Source organism: Micromonospora sp. NPDC005172 (genome assembly GCF_040608555.1).
In the GTDB taxonomy this organism is placed as follows: Bacteria; Actinomycetota; Actinomycetes; order Mycobacteriales; family Micromonosporaceae; genus Micromonospora.
In genome coordinates, this window is sequence record NZ_JBEXIL010000080.1 from 1 (window position 1) to 19,877 (window position 19,877).

A 19,877-nucleotide genomic window follows, 5' to 3' on the forward strand; every position below is an offset into this window, starting at 1 on the left:
GCCCGCCCACTCCGGGCGGTCAGGCTTGATCCCTGCGTGGGCGGGCTCCCCCGGAAAACCTGACGTGGGCCGGGTCCGTCGGGTGGGTCAGCTTGCGGGTCCCGCCTCGGGTCGGGTTACCGGGCAGCGGGGGCTCTTCCGGGTGGGCTGCGATCCGGCTCCTGGGTCTCTCGCTCTCCGCCTCGCGCCCAATCCCCCAAGATCGCGCAGTTTCCTGGATGCAGTGGTCTCGTGGCGGACGGAGACCACTACATCCTTGTTGTTGTGGGGATCTTGCGCGGGCGGGCGGGGCTGCGGTCAGGGTGGCGGACCGGACGCGAGGATCGAGAGGTCTACTACCGGGGGTAGGATTGGGTTGTGACTCGGTTGGGCGATCTTGAGCGTGCGGTGATGGACGTGCTGTGGGACGTGGTCCCGGGCACGTCGGACGGTGTGACCGTGCGCGAGGTGGCCGACGCGCTCGACGGTCGCGAGCTGGCGTACACGACGGTGATGACCGTTCTCGACCGACTCGCCGGCAAGGGCATGGTGCAGCGGGAGCGGGAGGGCCGCGCCTGGCGCTACCGGCCGGCGGCCAGCCGCGAGGCGCACATCGCCCAGCTCATGCTCGACGCCCTCGACCTGGGCGGCAGTCGGGACGCGGCGCTGGTGCGCTTCGCCCGCTCGGTGACCGGCACCGAGGCCGAGGTGCTGCGGGCCGCCCTGGGCAGCGAGGCCGGGCTAACCGGCCCCTCCAGCGGTGGCCTGACCGACCGCGTGGACGGGCCGACGGGCCGACGGGCTGCCGACGAGACAGCGGAGCGGTAGGCGCGCCATGGCGTACGCCGTCCACTTCGCCGCCACCATGCTGGCCTGCTATCTGACTGCCCAGGTGCTGGCCCGCTCCACCTGGACGTGGCGCAGCCCCCGGGTGGCGATCGTCTGCTGGCAGGCGGTCGGTCTGGCGTTGGGCCTGTCCGCGATGGGCCTGCCGATGGCGCTCGGGCTGAGCGCGTACGACCTGCCGACCGGAAGCGCGCTGCTCGCCCTGGCCTCGGATCTCGCGCACGGCACCCTGCCCATCGGGGAGACCGCCTTCCACCTGGCCGGTGTCGGAGTGGGCTTCGGTATCGGAGCGGTGCTCGGCACCACGACCGTCCGCAGCATCCACGGCACCATCCGCGCCCAGCGCCGGCACCGGGACCTGCTCACCCTGGTGGCCCGGGACGACCCGGCCGCGCCGGGGGCGCTCGTCCTGGACCATCCGAGCGCCGCCGCGTACTGCCTGCCCGGGGTGAAGCCGCAGGTGGTGGTCAGCGCGGGCACGCTGAGTCTGCTGGATCGGGCCGAACTGGCGGCCGTTCTCTCGCACGAGCGCGCCCACGCCCACGAGCGGCACGATCTCGTGCTGCTGCCGTTCACCGCCCTCTGCCGGGCGCTGCCCTGGTTCGGCTGGGTCCGCGACGCGCACGAGCGGGTCGCCCTGCTGGTCGAGATGCGTGCCGACGACAAGGCGTGCGAGCTGCACGCCGGGGCGCCGTTGGCGGGCGCGCTGCGCCGGTTCGCCGCCGCCGGGCACCGGGTCACACCGGCGGGCGCGCTGGGTCTGGGCGACCGCGATCTCGACGTACGCGTACAGCGACTGCTGGTCGCCGACCGGCCTCCCCGCGCCCTCGGCGCCATGGCCCTCGCGGTCGCCGCCACCCTGGTCGCCCTCCCGGTCACCCTCTTCCTGAGCTGATTCCCCCGCGCGCCTCGGCGCGCGCGGGTCACGCCCGAAGCCCCCTTCTACTACGCCCCGTCGTAAGATTTACTACGACGGGGCGTAGTAGTATTAACATGTAGCCAGACTACGTGTAGGGTTGCTACGACAAGGGAGCCAACAGCTACGAAAGAGCCGGCCATGGACACGCTGCTCCTCGCTCGCCTCCAGTTCGCCACCACGACGTCGATCCACTTCCTGTTCGTGGTCGTCACGCTCGGGCTCGTCACCCTGCTGGTCGGCATGCAGACCGCCTGGGTGCTCACCGGAAATCCGAAGTGGGAGCGGCTGACCCGGTTCTGGGGCCAGCTCTACGTGATCAACTACGTGCTCGGCATCGCCACCGGCATCGTGATGGAGTTCCAGTTCGGGCTGAACTGGAGTGGCCTGTCGCGCTACGTCGGCAACGTCTTCGGCGCACCGCTGGCGATCGAGACGCTCGTGGCGTTCTTCCTGGAGTCCACGTTCCTCGGCATGTGGATCTTCGGCTGGCACCGCCTCGGCAAGGGCGTCCACCTGGCGCTGCTCTGGGGCGTGGCGCTCACCGCGTACGCCTCGGCGTTCTGGATCATGGTGGCCAACTCCTGGTTGCAACACCCGGTCGGATACGAGGTCCGCGACGGCATCGCCCACCTCACCGACTTCGGCGCTCTGCTCACCAACCCCAGTCTCGGCATGGCGTTCGGGCATGTGGTCTCCGCGGCGCTCCTGGTCGGCGGGATGCTGATGGCCGCGGTCAGCGCGTGGCACCTGATCCGGCGTACGCCCGACTTCGCGCTCTTCCGCACCTCGCTGCGGATCGGCCTGGTCGCCGCCGCGCTGGCGATCAGCCTGGTGCAGGGCTTCGGCTTCGCCCAGTTCGGGCCGGTCGGGGCGGTACAACCGACCAAGTTCGGCGGGGACAGTCCCGAGGCGCAGGCGCTGATCGGCGAGTGGACGACGCGGTTCGGCCCCGGCGACTACACCCCGCCGGTACTGGCCAGCGTCGGGCTCGGCTTCATGATCCTGATCGGCTTCACGCTCGGCTGCGTCTGGTTCCTGCTGCCCCTGCTCTTTCGCGACTGGATCATCCGGCTGCGCTTCCCGCTCTGGCTGATCCTGCTCGGCGCGCCGCTGCCGTTCGTCGCGGTGATCCTCGGCTGGATCGCCCGGGAGGTCGGCCGCCAGCCCTGGGTGGCGTACGGGCTGCTCCCCACCGAGCAGGCCGTCTCCGGAGTCGGCGCGCCGGTGATGCTCACCTCGCTGATCGGCTTCAGCCTGCTGCTGGGCACCCTCGCCGTCACCAACTGGGTGCTGCTCGCCCGGCACGCGGGCCGCGGGGCCGTCGACCCGGCCCTCGGCCGCCCGCCGGCACCACCCACCGAACCGGCCCAGCCGGAACCCGTGCTCGCCTGAGGAGACTCACCCGTGGACCTCGCCTGGTACGCCCTGCTCGGCCTCTTCTTCGCCTGCTACCTGGTGCTCGCCGGCTACGACTACGGCGTCGGGTTGCTGCTCGCCCGGGGCAGCGCCCCGGCCGGGCGGCGGGCCGCGCTCACCGCCCTCGGCCCGTTCTTCCTCGGCAACGAGGTCTGGCTGGTCGCCGCCGTGGGCATCCTGTTCGGCGCGTTCCCGGTGCTGGAGGGTGAACTGCTCGCCGGCTGCTACCCGGCGGTCGCCGGCGCGCTGGTCGGCGTCATCCTGGTCACCGCCGGCGTGCAACTGCGCAGCCGGCCGAGCGACGAACGGGTCCGCGCCCGCTGGGACCGGGTCATCGTCGTCGGCAGCGCGCTCGCCGCGCTGGGCTGGGGCGTGGTGCTCGCCGCGCTGTTGCAGGGCGTACCCCGTCAGGCCAACGGGCACGTCGCGGGGATCTCGCACCTGGCCACCCCGTTCGCCGCGGCCGCCGGGCTGGCCATGCTCGCCCTGGTCGCGGTGCACGGTGCGGCCTTCCTCACGCTGCGACTGCCCACCGATGCCGCCGCCGTGGCCGGCCGCACGGCCCGCCGGCTGGTGCCGGTGGCCCTCTGCGCGGTCGCCCTGGCCACCGTCGCGGGCCTGCTCTCCTCCCGGGTACGCGACGCCGTCCAGCGACCGGCGGTGGCCGTACTCCTGCCGGTGTTGCTGGTGGCGGCGCTGCTGACGGCCCGCGCGGCGCTGGCGCGGCGGCGGCCGGGGTGGGCGCTGATCGCCACCGGCGCGGCCCTCGCGCTGCCGGTGGCGCTGGTCGGCGCGGCCCTGTGGCCCTACGTGCTGGTCTCCACGGCCGACCCGGAGGCTTCGCTGAGGGTGGCCGACGCCGCCGCCAGCGCGCCGACGCTGCGGCTGCTCGGCTGGGTGGCGCTGCCGCTGCTGCCGGCCCTACTAGGCTTCCAGGCGATGTGCTGGTGGGTTTTCCGGGGACGGACCGACGGCAGGGCACCGGTGTACTGGTGAACCGCCGTCCCTTCGACCCGCGTCTCCTGCGTCGGGTCCCCGCGGCCCGGCGCGATCTCGCCGTGCTCGCGATCCTCGGCGTGCTCGCCGCCGCGTTGATCGTCGCGCAGGCCACGGCGTTGGCGACGGTGCTCGCGAGCGCCTTCGACGGGCGCCTGAACCGGCCGGCGTTGGCGGGTCTCGTGCTCGCGGTCGCCGCCCGGTCGGCGCTGGTCTGGGCGCAGGGCACGGTGTCCGCGCGGGTCGCCGCCACGGTCAAGGCCACCTTGCGGGCCGACCTGCTCGGGGCGGTGGGCCGGCACGGGCCGGGCTGGGTGGCGGGCCAGCGGGCCGGCGAGTTGGCCACCCTGGCCGGCCGTGGGCTGGACGCGTTGGACGCGTACTTCACCGGCTACCTGCCGCAGTTGGTGCTCAGCGTGACGGTGCCGGTGGCGGTGCTGGCGCGGATCGTCCTCGCCGACTGGAGTTCGGCGTTGATCATCGCGTTGACGCTGCCGCTGATCCCGGTCTTCGGCGCGCTGCTGGGGTGGCAGGCGCAGGCCGCGACCGAACGGCAGTGGCGGCGGCTCTCCCTGCTGGGCGGACACTTCCTGGACATGGTCGCCGGGCTGCCGACCCTGCGGGCGTTCGGGCGGGCCCGGGCACAGACCGAGGTGGTGCGCCGGATGGCCGACGGGCACCGGGCCGCCACCATGAAGACGTTGCGGATCGCGTTCCTCTCCGCGCTGGTGCTGGAGCTGGTCGCCACCCTCTCGGTGGCGCTGGTCGCGGTGCCGGTCGGCATCCGGCTGCTCGGCGGCGGGCTGGCGCTGCACACCGCGCTGCTGGTGCTGCTGCTCACGCCGGAGGCGTACCTGCCGCTGCGTGCCGCCGGCAGCCGCTTCCACGCCAGCATGGAGGGGCTGACGGCGCTGGACGAGGCGCTCACCGTCTCGGCCGCGCCCGGCAACCCCCGCTCCGCCGAGGGCGCGGCCGTCCCCGACGGGCGCGGTGAGATCCACCTCGAGGCGGTGACCGTGGCGTACGAGCGGACCACCGCGCTGCGCGACGTGACACTGACCATTCGACCCGGCGAGCGGATCGCCGTGATCGGGCCCAGCGGCGCCGGCAAGAGCACCCTGCTCGGTCTGCTGCTCGGCTTCGTGACGCCGACCGCCGGCCGGGTCATCGTCGACGGGGTCGACCTCGCCACCGTCGACCTGGACGCCTGGCGTCGACAGGTCGCCTGGGTGCCGCAGCGCGCCCACCTGTTCGCCGCCACGCTGACCGACAACATCCGCCTCGGCGCACCGGACACCCCGCCCCAGGCGGTCGCCAGCGCCGTGCGCGACGCGGCCCTGGACGACGTGGTCGCCGGCCTGCCCGCCGGGTTGGACACGCTGCTCGGCGAGCGCGGCCACGGCCTCTCCAGCGGCCAGCGGCAGCGGGTGGCGCTGGCCCGGGCGTTCCTGCGGGACGCGCCGGTGGTGCTGCTCGACGAGCCCACCGCGCGGCTGGACACGGCCAGTGAGGCCGTGGTGCTCGACGCCACCCGCCGGCTGGTCGCGGGACGCACCGCGCTGCTGGTCGCGCACCGGCCGGCGCTGCTGGCCGACGCCGACCGCATCCTGCGGGTCGAGGACGGCAGGGTCACCGAGCTGACGCCCGTACCGACCGGGGAGGCGACCCGATGAGCAGCACGCCGGAGCCGGTGACCGTCGGGCCGGACGCCGACGCGCCCTCGGCCGGGCGGATCGCCGCCGAACGTGCCGTGCTGCGGCTGGCCCGCCCGTACCTGGGTCGCCTGGCCGGCGCCGGGCTGCTCGCCGCCGCCACCGAGTTCGCCGGGCTCGCCCTGATGGCCACCGCGACGTGGTTGCTGATGAGCGCCGCCGGTCAGCCGCCCCTGGACCGGCTCACCGTGGCGATCGTCGCCGTCCGGGCCCTCGCCATCAGCCGGGGTGTCTTCCGCTACAGCGAACGGCTCGCCGGACACGACGCCGTCCTTCGCATGATCACCGACGTACGCGCCCGGGTCTTCGGCACCCTCGCGGCCCGTCGACACGCCCCACACCGCTCGGGGGACGTCCTGAGCCGGCTGGTCTCCGACGTCGAGGCGGTCCAGGACCTGCTGCTGCGGGTCCTGGTACCGGGCGCGGCGGCGGCCCTGGTCGGTGTGCTGGCGGTGATCGGGGCGACGCTGATCTCACCGCCGGCCGCTTGTGTGCTCGCCGTCGGGCTGGTCGTCGCCGGTGTGGCGCTGCCGGCGCTGGCCACCGTGGTCACCCGGCGCAGCGCGGCCGAGGTGGCGCCACTGCGCGGCGCGTTGGCCACCGACGCCGTCGACCTCACCCACGGCGCCGCCGACCTGGCGGCGTTCGGGGCGACCGACGCCGCACTGCGGGCCGCCGTGCAGCGGGCCGACCGGTTGGCGCGCCTGGAGCGCCGATTGGCGGCCACGGGCTTCGCGGTGGACGCGGTCGGGGTGTTGGTCGCCGGCCTGACCGCCGCCGCCGTGGTGCTGGTCGCGCTGGCCGCCGACGTACGGGGCGTCCTCGTCGGGGTGCTGGCCGTCGGCACCCTGGCCGCCGTGGAAGTGGCGCTGGCCCTGGTCTCGGCCGCCCGGCAGTGGACCCAGCTGCGGCCCGGCCTGACCCGGGTCGCCGCCCTCCTCGACGCCGACACGCCCACGGTCACGTCCGCTCCGCCGGTGACCGACCCGGCCGGCCCGCACGACCTGCGTTTCGTCGAGGTGAGCGTGCGGTACCGGGCCGGTGCCGCGCCGGCGCTGGACCGGATGAACCTGGACCTGCCCGCGGGCCGCCGCATCGCCGTCGTCGGCCCGAGCGGTGCCGGCAAGAGCACCCTGGCGGCGGTGCTCACCGGGGCGGTCCAGCCCACCACCGGCCACGTCACCCTTGCCGGCCACGACCTGTCCGCGTACGGCGAGGAGACGCTGCCCTCCGTCGTCGGTGGGCTGCTCGCCGAGGCGTACGTCTTCCACGCCACCGTGCGGGAGAACCTGCTGCTCGGACGGGCCGGCGCGAGCGAGGACGAGCTGACCGGGGCGGTGGCGGCCGCCGGCCTGTTGGACTGGGTACGCGCCCAGCCGGCCGGTTGGGACACGCTGGTCGGCGAGGAGGGTGGGCAGCTCTCCGGTGGCCAGCGGCAGCGGCTCGCGCTCGCCCGGGCACTGCTCGCCGCACCGCCGGTGCTCGTGCTCGACGAGCCCACCGAGGGGCTGGACCCGGCCGCCGCCGACGCGGTACTCGCCTCCGCTCTCGCCGCCACCCCCGTCGGGCACACGGTCCTGCTGATCAGTCACCGGCTCAGCGGGCTGGCCGACCTCGACGAGATCGTCGTCCTCGACGGTGGTCGGGTGATCCAGCGCGGCCGGCACGCCGAGTTGGTCGCCGTCCCCGGCTGGTACCGGGACCAGTGGCTTCTCCAGGCGGCCGCCGAGCGGGGGTACCTGGCGCTGGCCCCCTGAGGCGTTTCGGGGACGGACCAGGGTTCTCCCCGACGTGGGTGCCGTTGCGCCCGTGGCAGGGTGGTGCCATGCGGCACGCGGAGGACTTCCTGGTCGACGAGCACCTGCGGGAGCTGGAGTCTCGGTTGCAGGGTCCGGCACGGCTGAAGTCCGACCTGTTGACCGAGGCGCGCCACGACCTGCTGGACGCCGTCGACGCGTACCGCGAGAGTGGTCTGCCGCCCACCGAGGCGCAGCGCCGGGCGGTGGCCGAGTTCGGCTCGGCGGCGCAGGTGTTGCCCTCCTGGCAGGCGGAGCTGGCGGTGGCCGCCCTGCGCGGCCTCTCCCTGCGGATGCTGGCCGTGGCCGGGGTCCTGGTGGCGGCCGGCGACCTCACGTGGCGCGGGTCGAGCTGGAGCGCCGGCCCACAACCGCCCGCGGCCTACCGGCTGCTGTCCGCCACTGTCGACTGGATCTGGGCCGGCGGGCTGCTGCTCGCGGTGACCGGCCTGCTGGTGATCTGGGCGGGCGCGCGGTCGCCGCGACCCCACCTGGCGGTCGCGCAGCGAGCGGTGGGCATCGGTCTGACCGGCGCGCTGGCCCTCGGCATGGCGGCCGGTGGCGCCCTCTTCGTGTGGTCGATCGACATGTGGGACGCGGCGCTGACCTGGCCGCCGATGATCGTCGGCATGGTGGTGGTGAGTGCGGCGAACTTCTCGCTGACGCGCGCGGCGCGCGGCTGGGTTCGGGCCACCGCGCGCTGACCCGATCGCCGCTCAGGCGGGGGTGACGGGCGGGCTGCCGGGGTCGAGGAACCGACCGACCGTCACCCGGAACTCCTGCCATCCGGCCCGCTCCGCGGCCAGTGCGCGGCGGCCGGGATCGGTGAGCTGGTACGTCCGCCGCTCGCGACCGTTGACGGTGCTCCAGGTGCTCGCCACGTGCCCGGCGCGCTCCAGCCGGCGCAGCGCCGGATAGATCGTGCCGGTGGGCAGGTCGAGACTGCCGTCACTGCGTGTCCGCAGGGATTCGATGATGGCGTAGCCGTGCAGCGCGCCCTGTTCGAGGACGGCGAGCAGAAGGGCGTCGAGGTGACCGTGCAGCGACTGGGCCTTCATGTGTAGCTACGCTACTTGTCAGGGGGCCGGTCCGCCACCATCGCGCACCCGCAGGTACGAGAGGTTCCTCCGCCGGCCACCGGGGTGCGGGCTCCGGGCTTCCCGGGTCGCCGACTAGGGTATGTGCCCAGAGTCACTCGCCGGTCGAGACCCCGGTGGGTGGGCAACCCGAAGCACACGGAGGTCAGCGTGGCCCGCCAGTCGCCCCAACGGCCCGACGCCGACGAGCCCGAGCTCGACGACACCACCGGCCCGGCCGAGCCAGACGAGGCCGACGAGGCCGACGACACCCCCCGCGCGGCGATCGACCGGTCGCTCTGGGAAGAGCTGCGGATCGACCCGGTGGAGATCGCCCTACCGGCGGGCACAGGCTTCACGCTGCGGGCGTACCGGCCGGCCGGATCGCTGACCCCGACCGACGTGACCGAGCGCGACCAGGACGACCCGTTCCTCGCCCGTCGGCAGGTCATCGAGGAGGAGGACGACGAGACCGTTGTCATCCTCGACGAGGAGCTGGCCGAGGAGTTCGCCGACAGCGACGAGGAAGAGCCGTCGCGCCGGCGCCGCGACGCCGATGCAGACGCGACCGACGCCGACGCCGACGCGACCGACGAGGACGAGGACGCCACCGACGAGGCGGACGACGAGGAGGTGCCGGTCTTCCTCAGCCACCGGGGCAAGCTGCTGCTGTTCAAGACCCCCGAGTCGCTGGTCACTTTCGTCCGTTCCGGCGCGCCCAACGATCTGTCCCAACTGGACAGCTGGAATGAATTGTCCGAACGGGTGGAGCCGGCCGACATCGTGCCGCTCGACGAGGACACGTACGAGCTGGACCTCGTCGTGGAGAACCTGCGGGGCGGCCACGACACCTGGGATTCGACCCTGCTGATCGAGGCCGGCGAGGTCGCCCGCGACGTGTCGTACGCGTTGCGCCTGCCTGCGGTCCTGGACATGCTCTCCGCCGGCTCCAGCCTCGACAACCTCGACGAGGCGCTGCGCGCCACGGTCAACGGTGGCATCGGCGCTTTCATGGGTCGGCGACGCCTGAAGAAGATCGGGGCACAAACCGCGAGTTTGGGTTGGCGCACCATTGTCGGCAAGATCTCTGCGGTGGTGGACTGGCGCGACTGACCCGTACCGGGGAGCATCAGTTGCTGGCAGTAGGAAGACCTGTCCCGGGAGGAGGACGACGCCGTGGCGCTCGTGCGCGTGTACTGCGGTCTGGCCTCGGCGGATCCGGCTGACCGATCGGCCTCGGCCGGTTCGACGCTGACGTCCGCTGTGGTCGACGACGCAGGCCGTCTGCTGCATGTCTGCGAGATCGGCGACGACGCGGCTGGCTACGCCCAGCTCGTCGCGCTGCTCGTGGAGCGGTCGGGCGGGCCGAGCGGTGCGGCCATCGCCGCCGACAGCGACGACCACACGGTCACCTCGCTGTTGAGCGCGGCGGGTCGACCCCTCGCAATCGCCGACGACGACTCGGTGGACGACTTCGCCGAGCGCTTCGCCGACGACGACTCGCTGGAGGAGATGCAGTCACCCCCGGCCGAGCGCAGGGCCGTCGGTCTGGCCCGCGCGTTGCAGGCCGGTGCTCTCTCCGCCGTCACGCTGCCGGCGCCCCGGGACCTCGCCGGCTACAAGCAGGTGCTCGCCGCCCACGCCGCCCTGGCCAGCGGGCGGCACTCCGCCGCCGTGGCGCTGCGCGAGGTGCTGCGGGAGCTCTACCCGGCGGCGCTGCGCGCATACCCGGACCCGGCCGAGCCGGTGTCGCTGGCTGTCCTGGACGCGCTGCCCGAGCCGGGCATGCTCGGTGGCACCATCGCCCGTGGCCGCGAGGTGTCCGTCGCCGCGGACGCCATCGCCGCGCACCTGGCGGCGGACGGTGTCGCCGACGCCGAAGAGATCAACGAAGCGGTCACCGCGCTGCGGGTCGCCATCTCGGAGACGCCCCGTCGCGCCGCCGTCAACCGGGCGCTCACCTCCGCCGTGGCCGAGACGGTCCGGCAGGCCGTCGCCTCCGTACGAGCCTGCGACGCCGGCTGCGAGGCGCTGGTCAGCGCGCTCGGCGCGCGCGTCAGCACCCCTGCCCCGGCCCCCGGCCGCCGGGCCGCCGCCCGTCGCGGCGAAGCGGTCGGCGAGCTGACCGGCCTCGCCGGCACCGCCGCCGGCCTGCGCTCCGTCCGACCGGCCCCGGCCGCCGCCGAGCCCACGCCCGTCGCTGGTCGGCGCAGCCGGCCGGAGCCGGCACCGGGCAGCGCCCCCCTGGCGTCGCCTCGACCGCTCGGGCCGCCACCGGTAGCCCCCGCTCCGATCACCCCGCCACCGGTCGCGCCCGCGCCTGTCGCACCGGCCGCGATGGCCGGTCCGCTGGTGTCCGCGCCGCCCGGACGTGGCGAACCGCTGCCGAGCCGGATCGACGGCCCGACCAACCGGCCGGTCTCGTCGCCGCCACCCCCGCCCCCGGGCATCACCCCGATCGCGCCGGCCCAGCGCGGCGCGGTGCCGCCGGCCGAGGCGGGCGAGCCGTTCCGGCCGACGCTGACCACCGCCGCCATCAACAGCGCTCGGGCCGAGCGGCAGCGTACGGTCATCCCGCCCCGCCCGAAGACCAACGGCGAGCGGCAGAGCCACCCGCAGCGGCCGTCGGTCGAGGATCCGCCCACCGGCGGCTTCAGCGTCACCGACCTCAGCATCCCGGTGCCCGCTCCCCGGCCGGAGCAGGAGTCCGCGCCGCCGGGCTCCCGGGCGAACTGGCCCCTGGTCAACAACCCGGAGGACCCGGCCGACAGCTCGCCGAACAACCCGGTCGCCTACCCGTACGGCGGCAACCGCGGCGTCGAGGCTCCGACCGAACCGGGCCGGGCCGACGGGCGGGTCACGCCGCCCTGGCTGGCCGACGACCTGCCCCAGGAGCCCCCCATGCTGCGGCTGGTCGAGCCGCCGCCGCTGGCGGACCGGGCGCTGCGGGAAGGTCTCAACCCGCCCTCGGCGGAGTCCCGTCTGGACACTCCCCCACTGCGGCTGGTCGACCGCGAGCAGGCTGCCCGCAACGGCCGTCCCGCGCCCCGCGTCGAGCGGGCCGTCGAGCACCGGCCGTCGCCCCCGGTCGAGCACCGGCCGCCGCCGGTCGCCGACGAGGGAGACGGTGATCTGCTGATCTTCGCGCAGGCCAAGTCCGCCTGGTTCGTGGGTCACAGCGAGGAAGAGTCCGATCTGGACTGGTCGACCACGGCCGACACCGGTTGGCAGGCCGCCGAGCAGGCAGCCCGCCCCGCGGTCGGTGCCGAGACCAACGCCGGTCTGCCGAAGCGCGTCCCGCAGGCCAACCTGGTCCCGGGTTCCCCGCTGCGCGAGGAGCGTCCGCTGCGGATAGTGCGTGACGCGGCGAGCCTCGCGGAGAACACCACGGGCTACTTCCGTGGCTGGCGGCGGGGCCAGGAGATCGGCGGGTTCGCGGTGGGCGGCCGTCCGGGCCGCGAGGCCGCTGGCGGGTGGGACTTCAGCCGCGACCACGGCGACCGCGACGACGACCGCGAATACGAGTACCGATCCGCCGGTTACCAGTCCTGACCGTCACCCGCATATGAGACCGAGCTTGGACCAGATCGGCATGTCCCGGAGTCGACTGGCCGGCCGGCGCAGTCGCGACAGGAAGGAGCCCGCCGTCTTTGGCCGTTTGCTCACGTCACCGCCCTCGCGATTACAGCTTGAACGCGTTGCCCCGGGCAACGCCCAGCGACCGACCCGGCGGGTCGGACCCCCGAGATTCCATCACGACGCCCGGCAAGAAGAAAGCCCAGGTTGTCACCGGCTCAAGGTGTGATGAGATGTTGATGCGATTTGATAGCAGTCCGTCTGGCCGGAGTAACTGAAGGTAATGGAAAATCCCCACCGCGTCGTCCTGCTCGCCGGCCCCTCAGGCTCCGGAAAGTCGTACATTGCGCAGCAAACCGGCCTGCCGGTGCTGTGCCTGGACGACTTCTACAAAGACGGCGATGACCCTACGTTGCCGCGACGAAACGGCCAGGTCGATTGGGAATCTCCGCAGTCCTGGGACGCCTCGACCGCCGTCGAAACGATTGCGCGACTTGCCCGCGAGGGCCGTGCCGATGTGCCGGTTTATGCGATCGGCGCGGATCGACGGGTAGCCACCCGGCCATTTGACGTCGACGGATCGCCACTTTTCGTGGCCGAAGGGATTTTCGCCGCCGAGATCGTCCAGGAGTGTCGCCGTCGGGGGCTGCTCGCCGGGGCGTACGCGCTGCGTCGTCCACGGGGGGCGACGTTCCTGCGCCGGCTGGCCCGCGACCTGGCCGAGCAGCGCAAGGCGCCCCGGGTGCTGGTCCGGCGCGGGGTGGCGCTGCTGCGGGCGGAGCCCGCGGTGCTGCGCCGCCAGACGGGTCTGGGCGCCGAGGCGGCCCGGGCCCGGGAGGTGCTGCGCCGGGTGGCCGGCCTGCTCGCCGGCCACCACTCCCACGCCAGGGAAGGCCACTCCCACGGCCGGACCGGCCACCCGCACGGCTGACCGGAGGTCAGGCCAGCAGCTTGGCGTACGCCGGCTTGATCACCTCGTCGATGATCCGCAGTCGCTCGTCGAACGGGATGAAGGCGCTCTTCATCGCGTTGATGGTGAACCACTGCAGCTCGCGCCAGCCGTAACCGAACGTCTCCACCAGCAGCGACATCTCCCGGGACATGGACGTGCCGCTCATCAGCCGGTTGTCGGTGTTGACGGTGGCCCGGAACCGCAGGTCCCGCAGCAGACCGATCGGGTGCTCGGCGATCGAGGCCACCGCACCGGTCTGCACGTTCGACGACGGGCACAGTTCCAGCGGAATCCGCTTGTCCCGGACGTACGCGGCCAGCCGACCGAGCGCGCCGTCCGGGGTGATGTCGTCCACGATCCGTACGCCGTGACCGAGCCGGTCCGCACCGCACCACTGGATCGCCTGCCAGATCGACGGCAGGCCGAACGCCTCACCGGCGTGGATGGTGAAGTGGAAGTTCTCCCGCTGCAGGTATTCGAAGGCGTCCAGGTGGCGGGTGGGCGGGAACCCCGCCTCGGCGCCGGCGATGTCGAAGCCGACCACCCCGGCGTCGCGGTGCCGCACGGCCAGCTCGGCGATCTCCTGCGAGCGGGCGGCGTGCCGCATGGCGGTGAGCAGCGTGCCCACCCGGATGGTCAGACCCGCCTCGACGGCCTGGGCGGTTCCCTCGGCGAACCCGGCCAGCACGGCCTCGACCACCTCGTCCAGGCTCAGGTCCTGTTCCAGGTGCTGCTCGGGGGCGAAGCGCACCTCGGCGTAGACGACGCCGTCGGCGGCCAGGTCCAGGGCGCACTCGCGCGCCACCCGGCGCAGCGCCGGCCCGGTCTGCATGACCGCGACGGTATGCGCGAACGTCTCCAGGTAACGCTCCAGCGACCCCGAGTCGGCGGCCGCCACGAACCAGCGTCCGAGCGCGGCGGGGTCGGTGGTGGGCAGCTCGTGCCCCACCTCCGCCGCCAGCTCGACGATTGTCGCCGGACGCAGCCCGCCGTCGAGGTGATCGTGCAGCAGCGCCTTCGGGACCTTGACGATGTCCTCGTACCGGATAGTTGCGACCATGCTCAGACCCTAGTCAGCCTGCTGGGGCCGACCACACCAGCCCGCTCATCCGGGCCAGCCGTAGACACGGTCGACGGCGAGCCGCAGGACCACCCGCCCGTCGGCGACCATCGCGGCGCGGTAGTCCGCCCAGTCCGGGTGGTCGCCGCGGATTCCCCGGTAGACCTCGACCAGCTCGTCGACCGCCGCGTCGCCGGTTGCCGCTGCCGGCTCGGTGAGGGTCACGGTTCCCTCGGCGACCGCGTACGCGCCGCCGTCCGGCGTTGTCACGTGGAAGCTGGCCCGAGGGTCGCGGCGCAGGTTGCGTACCTTCGCCCGGTCGCCCGTGGTGGAGCAGCGGATCAACCCGGGTTCGGCCAGGTAGTCGAGGTTGGACAGTTGGGGTCGGCCGTCGCGGCGCAGGGTGACGAGCACGCCTCGTCCGCGGGTGCCGAAGAGGTCCCACAGCTGATTGGTTGACATGTCATCGACCGTAGGAGGCGATTCGATGACATGTCAACAAAGACGCTAGGCTGAACGGCATGGAAGCGACTCGGTGGCTGGACGAACGCCAGGACCACGCCTGGCGGGGCTACCGCCGGATGCGTCGCCTGCTCGACCTGGAACTGGCCCGGGAGCTGACCGAGGACGCCGGCCTGTCCGAGCCGGACTACGACGTGCTCTCCGACCTCTCCGAGACGCCGCAGGGCCGGCTGCGCCTCAGCGAACTGGCGGACCGGATGCTCTGGTCCCGAAGTCGGCTCTCCCACCACCTGACCCGAATGCAGCAGCGCGGCCTCGTTGCCCGGGAGGAGTGCCCGGACGACGCCCGCGGCGCGATCGTCGTACTCACCCGAGCGGGTCGGAACGCCATCGAGGCCGCCGCCCCCGGCCACGTGGCCGCCGTCCGTCAGCACTTCCTCGACCTGCTCACCCGGGCCGAGGTCGAGGCGCTCGGCGCGTTCACCCACCGGGTCGTCGACCACCTCGCGCAGAGCCGCGCGCCCCGCCCCCGACGGGGCCCGGAGGCCTGACGTGGACCCGCACATCCTCGACCGGCTGAGCTGCCCGGTCTGCGGCGAGACCCTTGCCGAGACGACCGCCGGCACCGCCCGGGCACTGCGCTGTCCGCGCGGGCACACCTTCGACATCGCGCGTCAGGGCTACGTGAACCTGCTCACCGGTCGGGCGCCACACGTCGGCGACAGCGCCGAGATGGTCGCCGCACGCGCCGACTTCCTGGCCGCCGGGCACTACGACGTCATCTCGGCCGCGGTCGCCGCCGCCGCGACCGAGGCCGTCGCGCGCCTGCGCGCGACTCCCGCGCCGCCGACCGCCGCCGCTCCGCCCGCCCCCACCTCGGCCGCCGCCGCTCCGCCCGCCCTTTGCTCTGCTTCCACCGACGCAACGCTTTCCGCACCGCACTGTCGCGTGGAGGGAAGCAGAGCAAAGGACGCAACCACAGGGGTACGGCCCGAACAGCCGGCGGCGGGCTCTGACGCGTACCCCCTGGTGGTGGACGCCGGCGCGGGCACGGGCCGCTACCTCGGCGCGGTGCTGGCGGCGCTGCCGGACGCCGTGGGTCTGGCCCTTGACGTCTCCAAGCCGGCGCTGCGTCGCGCGGCGCGGGCGCACCCCAGGGCGGCGGCGGCGGTCGCCGACACCTGGCAGCGACTACCACTGGCCGACGGCGCTGCGGCCGTGCTGCTGAACGTGTTCGCTCCGCGCAACGGCCCGGAATTCCACCGGGTGCTCGACCGTGCCGGCACGCTGCTGGTGGTGACGCCCGCCGCCGACCACCTCACCGAGCTGGTGGACGCGCTGCGCCTGCTGCGGGTGGACCCGGACAAGGCCGACCGGGTGGCCGGCTCGCTGGGTGGTCACTTCACGCCGGTCAGCTCGACCGAGCACCGCGCGGAGCTGGCCCTGACCCGGCCGGAGATCGCCACGCTGGTCGGGATGGGTCCGAGTGCCTGGCACACCGACCCGGCGGCGCTCGCCGAACGGCTGGCCGCGCTGCCCGAGCCGGTCCGGGTGTCCGTGGCGGTCCGGCTGGACGCCTACCGACCCCGCTGACCTCAGGTCGAGAGGTCGACCTCTTCCCAGCCGGGGGGCTCGTCGTGGTAGGGCCCGCGCAGGATCACCGCCCACTCCAGCGCCCAGCGCCGCTGCCCGATCGCGTTGGCGTCGACCATCCCCGGCAGGGGGCGGCCGCTGCGCTCGGTCTCCAGGTACGCCCAGTCCAGGCAGTAGTGCAGATCGAGCAGGGCCGCCGCGTCGGCCGGATGCTGCGGCGCGGCGAGGATGCGGGACTGCCAGCGCCCGAAGGTCTCCCCCTCGGCGATGTGCGGCAGCCGCTCGACCAGCCGCTCGTCCACGGACAGGGTCGGGTCGAGCTGCTTGCTCAACCCGAGCACCCAGGTCAGCGCGAAGAGCGCGTCGTGGTGCAGCACGAACGAGCGGTGGTCACCCTTGCCGCCCATCACGAACTGCCACTCCGGCGGGGTGACCATCTCGACCAGGTGGGAGCCGAGCAGCCAGCTCATCGCCGCCTGCGGGGGCATCCCGAAGCAGCGGGCCAGGATGAGGTGCAGCACGGCGATGCGCGCCTCGATCTCGGCCCGGGGGCGCAGCTCGATCGCGTCACCCGGCTCCCACACGAGCGGGAACTGGGCCGGCGGCAGCGGCAGACCGAGCCGGGACAGCTCGTCCAGGCTCGCCTCACGCACCTCGCGAGGGTCGGGGGCAGGTACGGTCACGGGGCAACTTCCTGTCTGCACGCGACGCCTTTGGCCTGCGACAATAGCGCTCCCAGGTGACCGGCACCACGCCGCCCCGGTCAGCCGATCCGCTCGATGACCAGGGGCCCCACGGTCGGCGTGCTCGGTGCAATGTGCACCGCGCGAGTTGCCTCCGCCAGGGCCGCCGGAATCCGGGCCGGATCCTCGGCCCGGAGCTCGTAGAGAGGGTCGCCAGCCCGCACCGCGTCACCCGGCCGCTTGTGCAACACCACACCGGCCGGCGCGCTCACCGGATCCTCCTTGCGGGCCCGGCCCGCGCCGAGCCGCCAGGCCGCAAGTCCCATGGCGTACGCGTCGACGGCCGCCACGTATCCGTCCTCGTCGGCCCGGACCACCTCGACCTCGGCGGCGGTCGGCATCGGCGCGTCCGGGTCGCCGCCCTGCGCCCGGATCATCGCCCGCCAGGAGTCCATCGCCCGGCCGTCGCGCAGGGCCGCGCCGGGGTCGACGTCCGGCAGGCCGGCGGCATCGAGCATCTCGCGGGCCAGCGCGAGCGTCAGCTCCACCACGTCGGCGGGCCCGCCCCCGGCCAGCACCTCGAGCGACTCGGTCACCTCGACCGCGTTGCCAATGGTCAGGCCGAGCGGAGTGGACATGTCGGTGAGCAGGGCGACCGTCCGTACGCCGTGCGCGCCACCCAGCTCCACCATCGTGCGGGCCAACTCGCGGGCCTGGTCGACGGACTTCATGAAGGCGCCCGAGCCGACCTTGACGTCGAGGACCAACGCGCCGGTGCCCTCGGCGATCTTCTTGCTCATGATCGAGCTGGCGATCAGCGGGATCGCCTCCACGGTGCCGGTCACGTCGCGCAGCGCGTACAGCTTGCGGTCGGCGGGGGCGAGCCCCGCACCGGCCGCGCAGATCACCGCGCCGACCTCGCCGAGCTGGCTGATGAACTCGTCGTTGCTCAGCCCCGCCCGCCAGCCCGGAATGGACTCCAGTTTGTCCAGCGTGCCACCGGTGTGCCCGAGACCGCGCCCGCTGAGCTGTGGAACGGCGGCACCGCAGGCGGCGACCAGCGGCGTGAGCGGCAGCGTGATCTTGTCGCCGACACCGCCGGTGGAGTGCTTGTCGACGGTGGGACGCCGTACCGCCGAGAGGTCGAGCCGCTCACCGCTGGCGATCATCGCGGCGGTCCACCGGGCGATCTCCGCCCCGGTCATGCCGTTGAGCAGGATCGCCATGGCCAACGCCGACATCTGCTCGTCGGCGACGGCGCCCCGGGTGTACGCGTCCATCACCCAGTCGATCTGCGCGTCCGACAGCACACCCCCGTCCCGCTTGACCCGAATAACGTCAACAGCAGCAAAACCGCTCATGAAAGATTTTTCCTCGTCTGTTGCAGATCCCAACCCGTGGCCCTCGCCCCCCAAGCTCAACCCCACCGAACCGGGATCTCCAACGGCGGCTCCCCCTCACCGGCCCAGAAGATCGTGCCCGTCTCGTCCACCACGACGACGCGCGGTGTCCGGGCCAGCCCCCAGGTGATCGCCTCGGCGGGGTCGTCCCAGCTCGGCGCCTCCTCCAGCACTCCGGTCTCGGCGCCCGCGTCGTCCCCGGCCGACCGCTCCCAGTACGCAGTCCAGACCTGCTGCCCCGCCGACATGTCCGGGTGCACGAAGACGGTGCCGCGGCCGCGCCAGGCGGCCAGCCGCTCCGGGACCACCGGTACCGGAGTCTCGCCGGTGACCGCCTCCAGGTCCTCCACGCCGAAGGCGTGCGGCAGCAGCTCGGCCATCCGCAGCGGGCGGGTCTTCGTCTCGACCAGGCACTCCGGGCCACCGTTCTCCCAGAGCAGTTGCCGGCACCGGCCGCACGGCATCAGCGGCTCACCGGTGGCGTCGACGCAGGAGAGCGCGACGAGGCGACCGCCACCGGTGGCGTGCAGGCTGGACACCACTCCGCACTCGGCGCACAGCGTCACCCCGTACGCGGCGTTCTCCACGTTGCAGCCGACCACGACGCGGCCGTCGTCGACAAGCGCGGCAGCCCCGACGGGGAACGTCGAGTACGGCGCGTACGCGTGCCGCATCGCCTCGGTGGCGGCGGCCCGAAGTCGTTCCCAGTCGATCTCGGTCATCCCATCATTCTGCCGAAGCAACGCAGGTCAGACGCGGCCAGGGTGCCGGTCGGCAGGGCTGCGCGGCGCATACAGACCACCTCGAATGCCACGATTACCGCATCAAGTGGCTGTCAAGAGCGCGAAGGTACCGTTCAGCAGCGAAACGTACGAACGATCATGAAGGGATCTGTTGTGCGAATCGCAAAACGAGTCGGGGCCACGCTGACGGCTTTCGGGGTGGCCCTCGGTGGCCTCACGCTGACCACGACCACGAGCGCCCAGGCTGCTAGCGCGAGTGACTGCAAGTCCGGCCAGGTCTGCCTGTTCGAGAGTGCGAACTTCAGCGGCGGGATCTTTCGGGTGAGCGGCTGCGACACCGACCTCGGTGACAACCGCTTCAGCAACGGCAACTCGGTCGTGGACCACACGTCGTCCATCGTCAACAACAGCGGTAACCCGGTGTTTGTGTACGAGTACCCCGACCCCTACCGGCGAAACGGATACGAGCTCGGCGTGCGGGCCGGGCAATCGTTCTCGAACCTGACCAACGTCCAGGTTCTCGACTACCGGACCGGTAACTTCAAGAACGTCAACTTCAACGACGACGCGTCTGCGGTCTGCTAGACAGCGCACGTCCGAACCACATCGGGCGCAGTGGGGTGTGCGGCTTCTCCTCGCCATGCGCCCGGGGGCGGTCTGCCTTCGGG

Annotated in this window: 19 protein-coding genes; 13 read left to right on the top strand and 6 right to left on the bottom strand. The window is 73.2% G+C overall.

Translation table 11 applies throughout. The features are described from left to right. Positions 1–357 precede the first annotated feature (357 nt). The 7 genes from ABZV06_RS30610 to ABZV06_RS30640 all read left to right on the top strand — a co-directional run bounded on the left by ABZV06_RS30610 (position 358) and on the right by ABZV06_RS30640 (position 8,368). Positions 358–807: a BlaI/MecI/CopY family transcriptional regulator gene (locus ABZV06_RS30610; RefSeq protein ID WP_355625692.1), complete on the top strand. Its 450-nt coding sequence runs from the start codon at positions 358–360 to the stop codon at positions 805–807. Between the two features lie 7 nt (positions 808–814). Then, positions 815–1,720: a M56 family metallopeptidase gene (locus ABZV06_RS30615; protein ID WP_355246072.1), complete on the top strand. Its 906-nt coding sequence runs from the start codon at positions 815–817 to the stop codon at positions 1,718–1,720. Positions 1,721–1,882: 162 nt separating this feature from the next. After that, entirely contained in the window at positions 1,883–3,136 is a 1,254-nt protein-coding gene (locus ABZV06_RS30620) for a cytochrome ubiquinol oxidase subunit I (protein ID WP_355625694.1), read from the top strand. A gap of 12 nt (positions 3,137–3,148) precedes the next feature. Further along, positions 3,149–4,156 carry a cytochrome d ubiquinol oxidase subunit II gene (locus ABZV06_RS30625; RefSeq protein WP_355625696.1) on the top strand — a complete coding sequence of 336 codons (1,008 nt, stop codon included), beginning with the start codon at positions 3,149–3,151 and terminating at the stop codon, positions 4,154–4,156. After that, a complete protein-coding gene (gene cydD / locus ABZV06_RS30630) occupies positions 4,153–5,829 on the top strand; it encodes a thiol reductant ABC exporter subunit CydD (protein WP_355625698.1) in 1,677 nt (558 codons plus the stop codon). The genes ABZV06_RS30625 and cydD overlap by 4 nt, the downstream gene beginning before the upstream one ends. Further along, positions 5,826–7,625, top strand: a complete 1,800-nt coding sequence (gene cydC, locus ABZV06_RS30635) for a thiol reductant ABC exporter subunit CydC (protein WP_355625700.1) — start codon at positions 5,826–5,828, stop codon at positions 7,623–7,625. The genes cydD and cydC overlap by 4 nt, the downstream gene beginning before the upstream one ends. 68 nt (positions 7,626–7,693) lie before the next feature. Continuing rightward, complete coding sequence (locus tag ABZV06_RS30640) at positions 7,694–8,368, top strand: permease prefix domain 1-containing protein (RefSeq protein ID WP_355625702.1); 675 nt, start codon at positions 7,694–7,696, stop codon at positions 8,366–8,368. A gap of 12 nt (positions 8,369–8,380) precedes the next feature. On the opposite strand, the gene ABZV06_RS30645 is transcribed toward ABZV06_RS30640, so the two are convergent. Then, the gene (locus ABZV06_RS30645) at positions 8,381–8,722 is read right to left on the bottom strand and encodes a helix-turn-helix transcriptional regulator (RefSeq protein ID WP_355246094.1); all 342 of its coding nucleotides are present in this window, start codon (positions 8,720–8,722) and stop codon (positions 8,381–8,383) included. Positions 8,723–8,881: 159 nt separating this feature from the next. Between ABZV06_RS30645 and ABZV06_RS30650 the strand changes: the two genes are divergently transcribed. The 3 genes from ABZV06_RS30650 to ABZV06_RS30660 all read left to right on the top strand — a co-directional run bounded on the left by ABZV06_RS30650 (position 8,882) and on the right by ABZV06_RS30660 (position 13,247). Then, the gene (locus ABZV06_RS30650) at positions 8,882–9,853 is read left to right on the top strand and encodes a DNA primase (protein ID WP_355625704.1); all 972 of its coding nucleotides are present in this window, start codon (positions 8,882–8,884) and stop codon (positions 9,851–9,853) included. Positions 9,854–9,892: 39 nt separating this feature from the next. Beyond that, complete coding sequence (locus ABZV06_RS30655) at positions 9,893–12,292, top strand: transposase (protein ID WP_355625712.1); 2,400 nt, start codon at positions 9,893–9,895, stop codon at positions 12,290–12,292. 616 nt (positions 12,293–12,908) lie between these two features. Continuing rightward, positions 12,909–13,247: a hypothetical protein gene (locus ABZV06_RS30660; RefSeq protein ID WP_355246104.1), complete on the top strand. Its 339-nt coding sequence runs from the start codon at positions 12,909–12,911 to the stop codon at positions 13,245–13,247. A 7-nt stretch (positions 13,248–13,254) separates the two neighbouring features. On the opposite strand, the gene ABZV06_RS30665 is transcribed toward ABZV06_RS30660, so the two are convergent. Then, a complete protein-coding gene (locus tag ABZV06_RS30665; RefSeq protein WP_355625706.1) occupies positions 13,255–14,328 on the bottom strand; it encodes an adenosine deaminase in 1,074 nt (357 codons plus the stop codon). Positions 14,329–14,373: 45 nt separating this feature from the next. Further along, a complete protein-coding gene (locus ABZV06_RS30670; RefSeq protein ID WP_355246110.1) occupies positions 14,374–14,790 on the bottom strand; it encodes a PPOX class F420-dependent oxidoreductase in 417 nt (138 codons plus the stop codon). Positions 14,791–14,849: 59 nt separating this feature from the next. Between ABZV06_RS30670 and ABZV06_RS30675 the strand changes: the two genes are divergently transcribed. Both ABZV06_RS30675 and ABZV06_RS30680 read left to right on the top strand, forming a co-directional pair. Next, positions 14,850–15,341 carry a MarR family transcriptional regulator gene (locus tag ABZV06_RS30675; protein ID WP_355625708.1) on the top strand — a complete coding sequence of 164 codons (492 nt, stop codon included), beginning with the start codon at positions 14,850–14,852 and terminating at the stop codon, positions 15,339–15,341. 1 nt (position 15,342) lies between these two features. Continuing rightward, positions 15,343–16,383 (top strand): putative RNA methyltransferase, encoded by a 1,041-nt coding sequence (locus ABZV06_RS30680; RefSeq protein WP_355625710.1) that lies wholly within the window; start codon positions 15,343–15,345, stop codon positions 16,381–16,383. 2 nt (positions 16,384–16,385) lie between these two features. Here the strand turns inward: ABZV06_RS30680 and ABZV06_RS30685 are convergent, their stop codons facing one another. The 3 genes from ABZV06_RS30685 to ABZV06_RS30695 all read right to left on the bottom strand — a co-directional run bounded on the left by ABZV06_RS30685 (position 16,386) and on the right by ABZV06_RS30695 (position 19,188). Continuing rightward, positions 16,386–17,066 carry a DUF4272 domain-containing protein gene (locus ABZV06_RS30685; RefSeq protein ID WP_355246119.1) on the bottom strand — a complete coding sequence of 227 codons (681 nt, stop codon included), beginning with the start codon at positions 17,064–17,066 and terminating at the stop codon, positions 16,386–16,388. An 80-nt stretch (positions 17,067–17,146) separates the two neighbouring features. Continuing rightward, positions 17,147–18,427 carry a thymidine phosphorylase gene (locus ABZV06_RS30690; RefSeq protein WP_355246122.1) on the bottom strand — a complete coding sequence of 427 codons (1,281 nt, stop codon included), beginning with the start codon at positions 18,425–18,427 and terminating at the stop codon, positions 17,147–17,149. A 56-nt stretch (positions 18,428–18,483) separates the two neighbouring features. Beyond that, a complete protein-coding gene (locus ABZV06_RS30695) occupies positions 18,484–19,188 on the bottom strand; it encodes a cytidine deaminase (RefSeq protein WP_355246125.1) in 705 nt (234 codons plus the stop codon). Between the two features lie 174 nt (positions 19,189–19,362). Between ABZV06_RS30695 and ABZV06_RS30700 the strand changes: the two genes are divergently transcribed. Then, positions 19,363–19,794, top strand: coding sequence for a peptidase inhibitor family I36 protein (locus ABZV06_RS30700; RefSeq protein ID WP_355246128.1), 432 nt, complete (start codon positions 19,363–19,365; stop codon positions 19,792–19,794). The last annotated feature ends 83 nt before the right edge of the window (positions 19,795–19,877 follow it).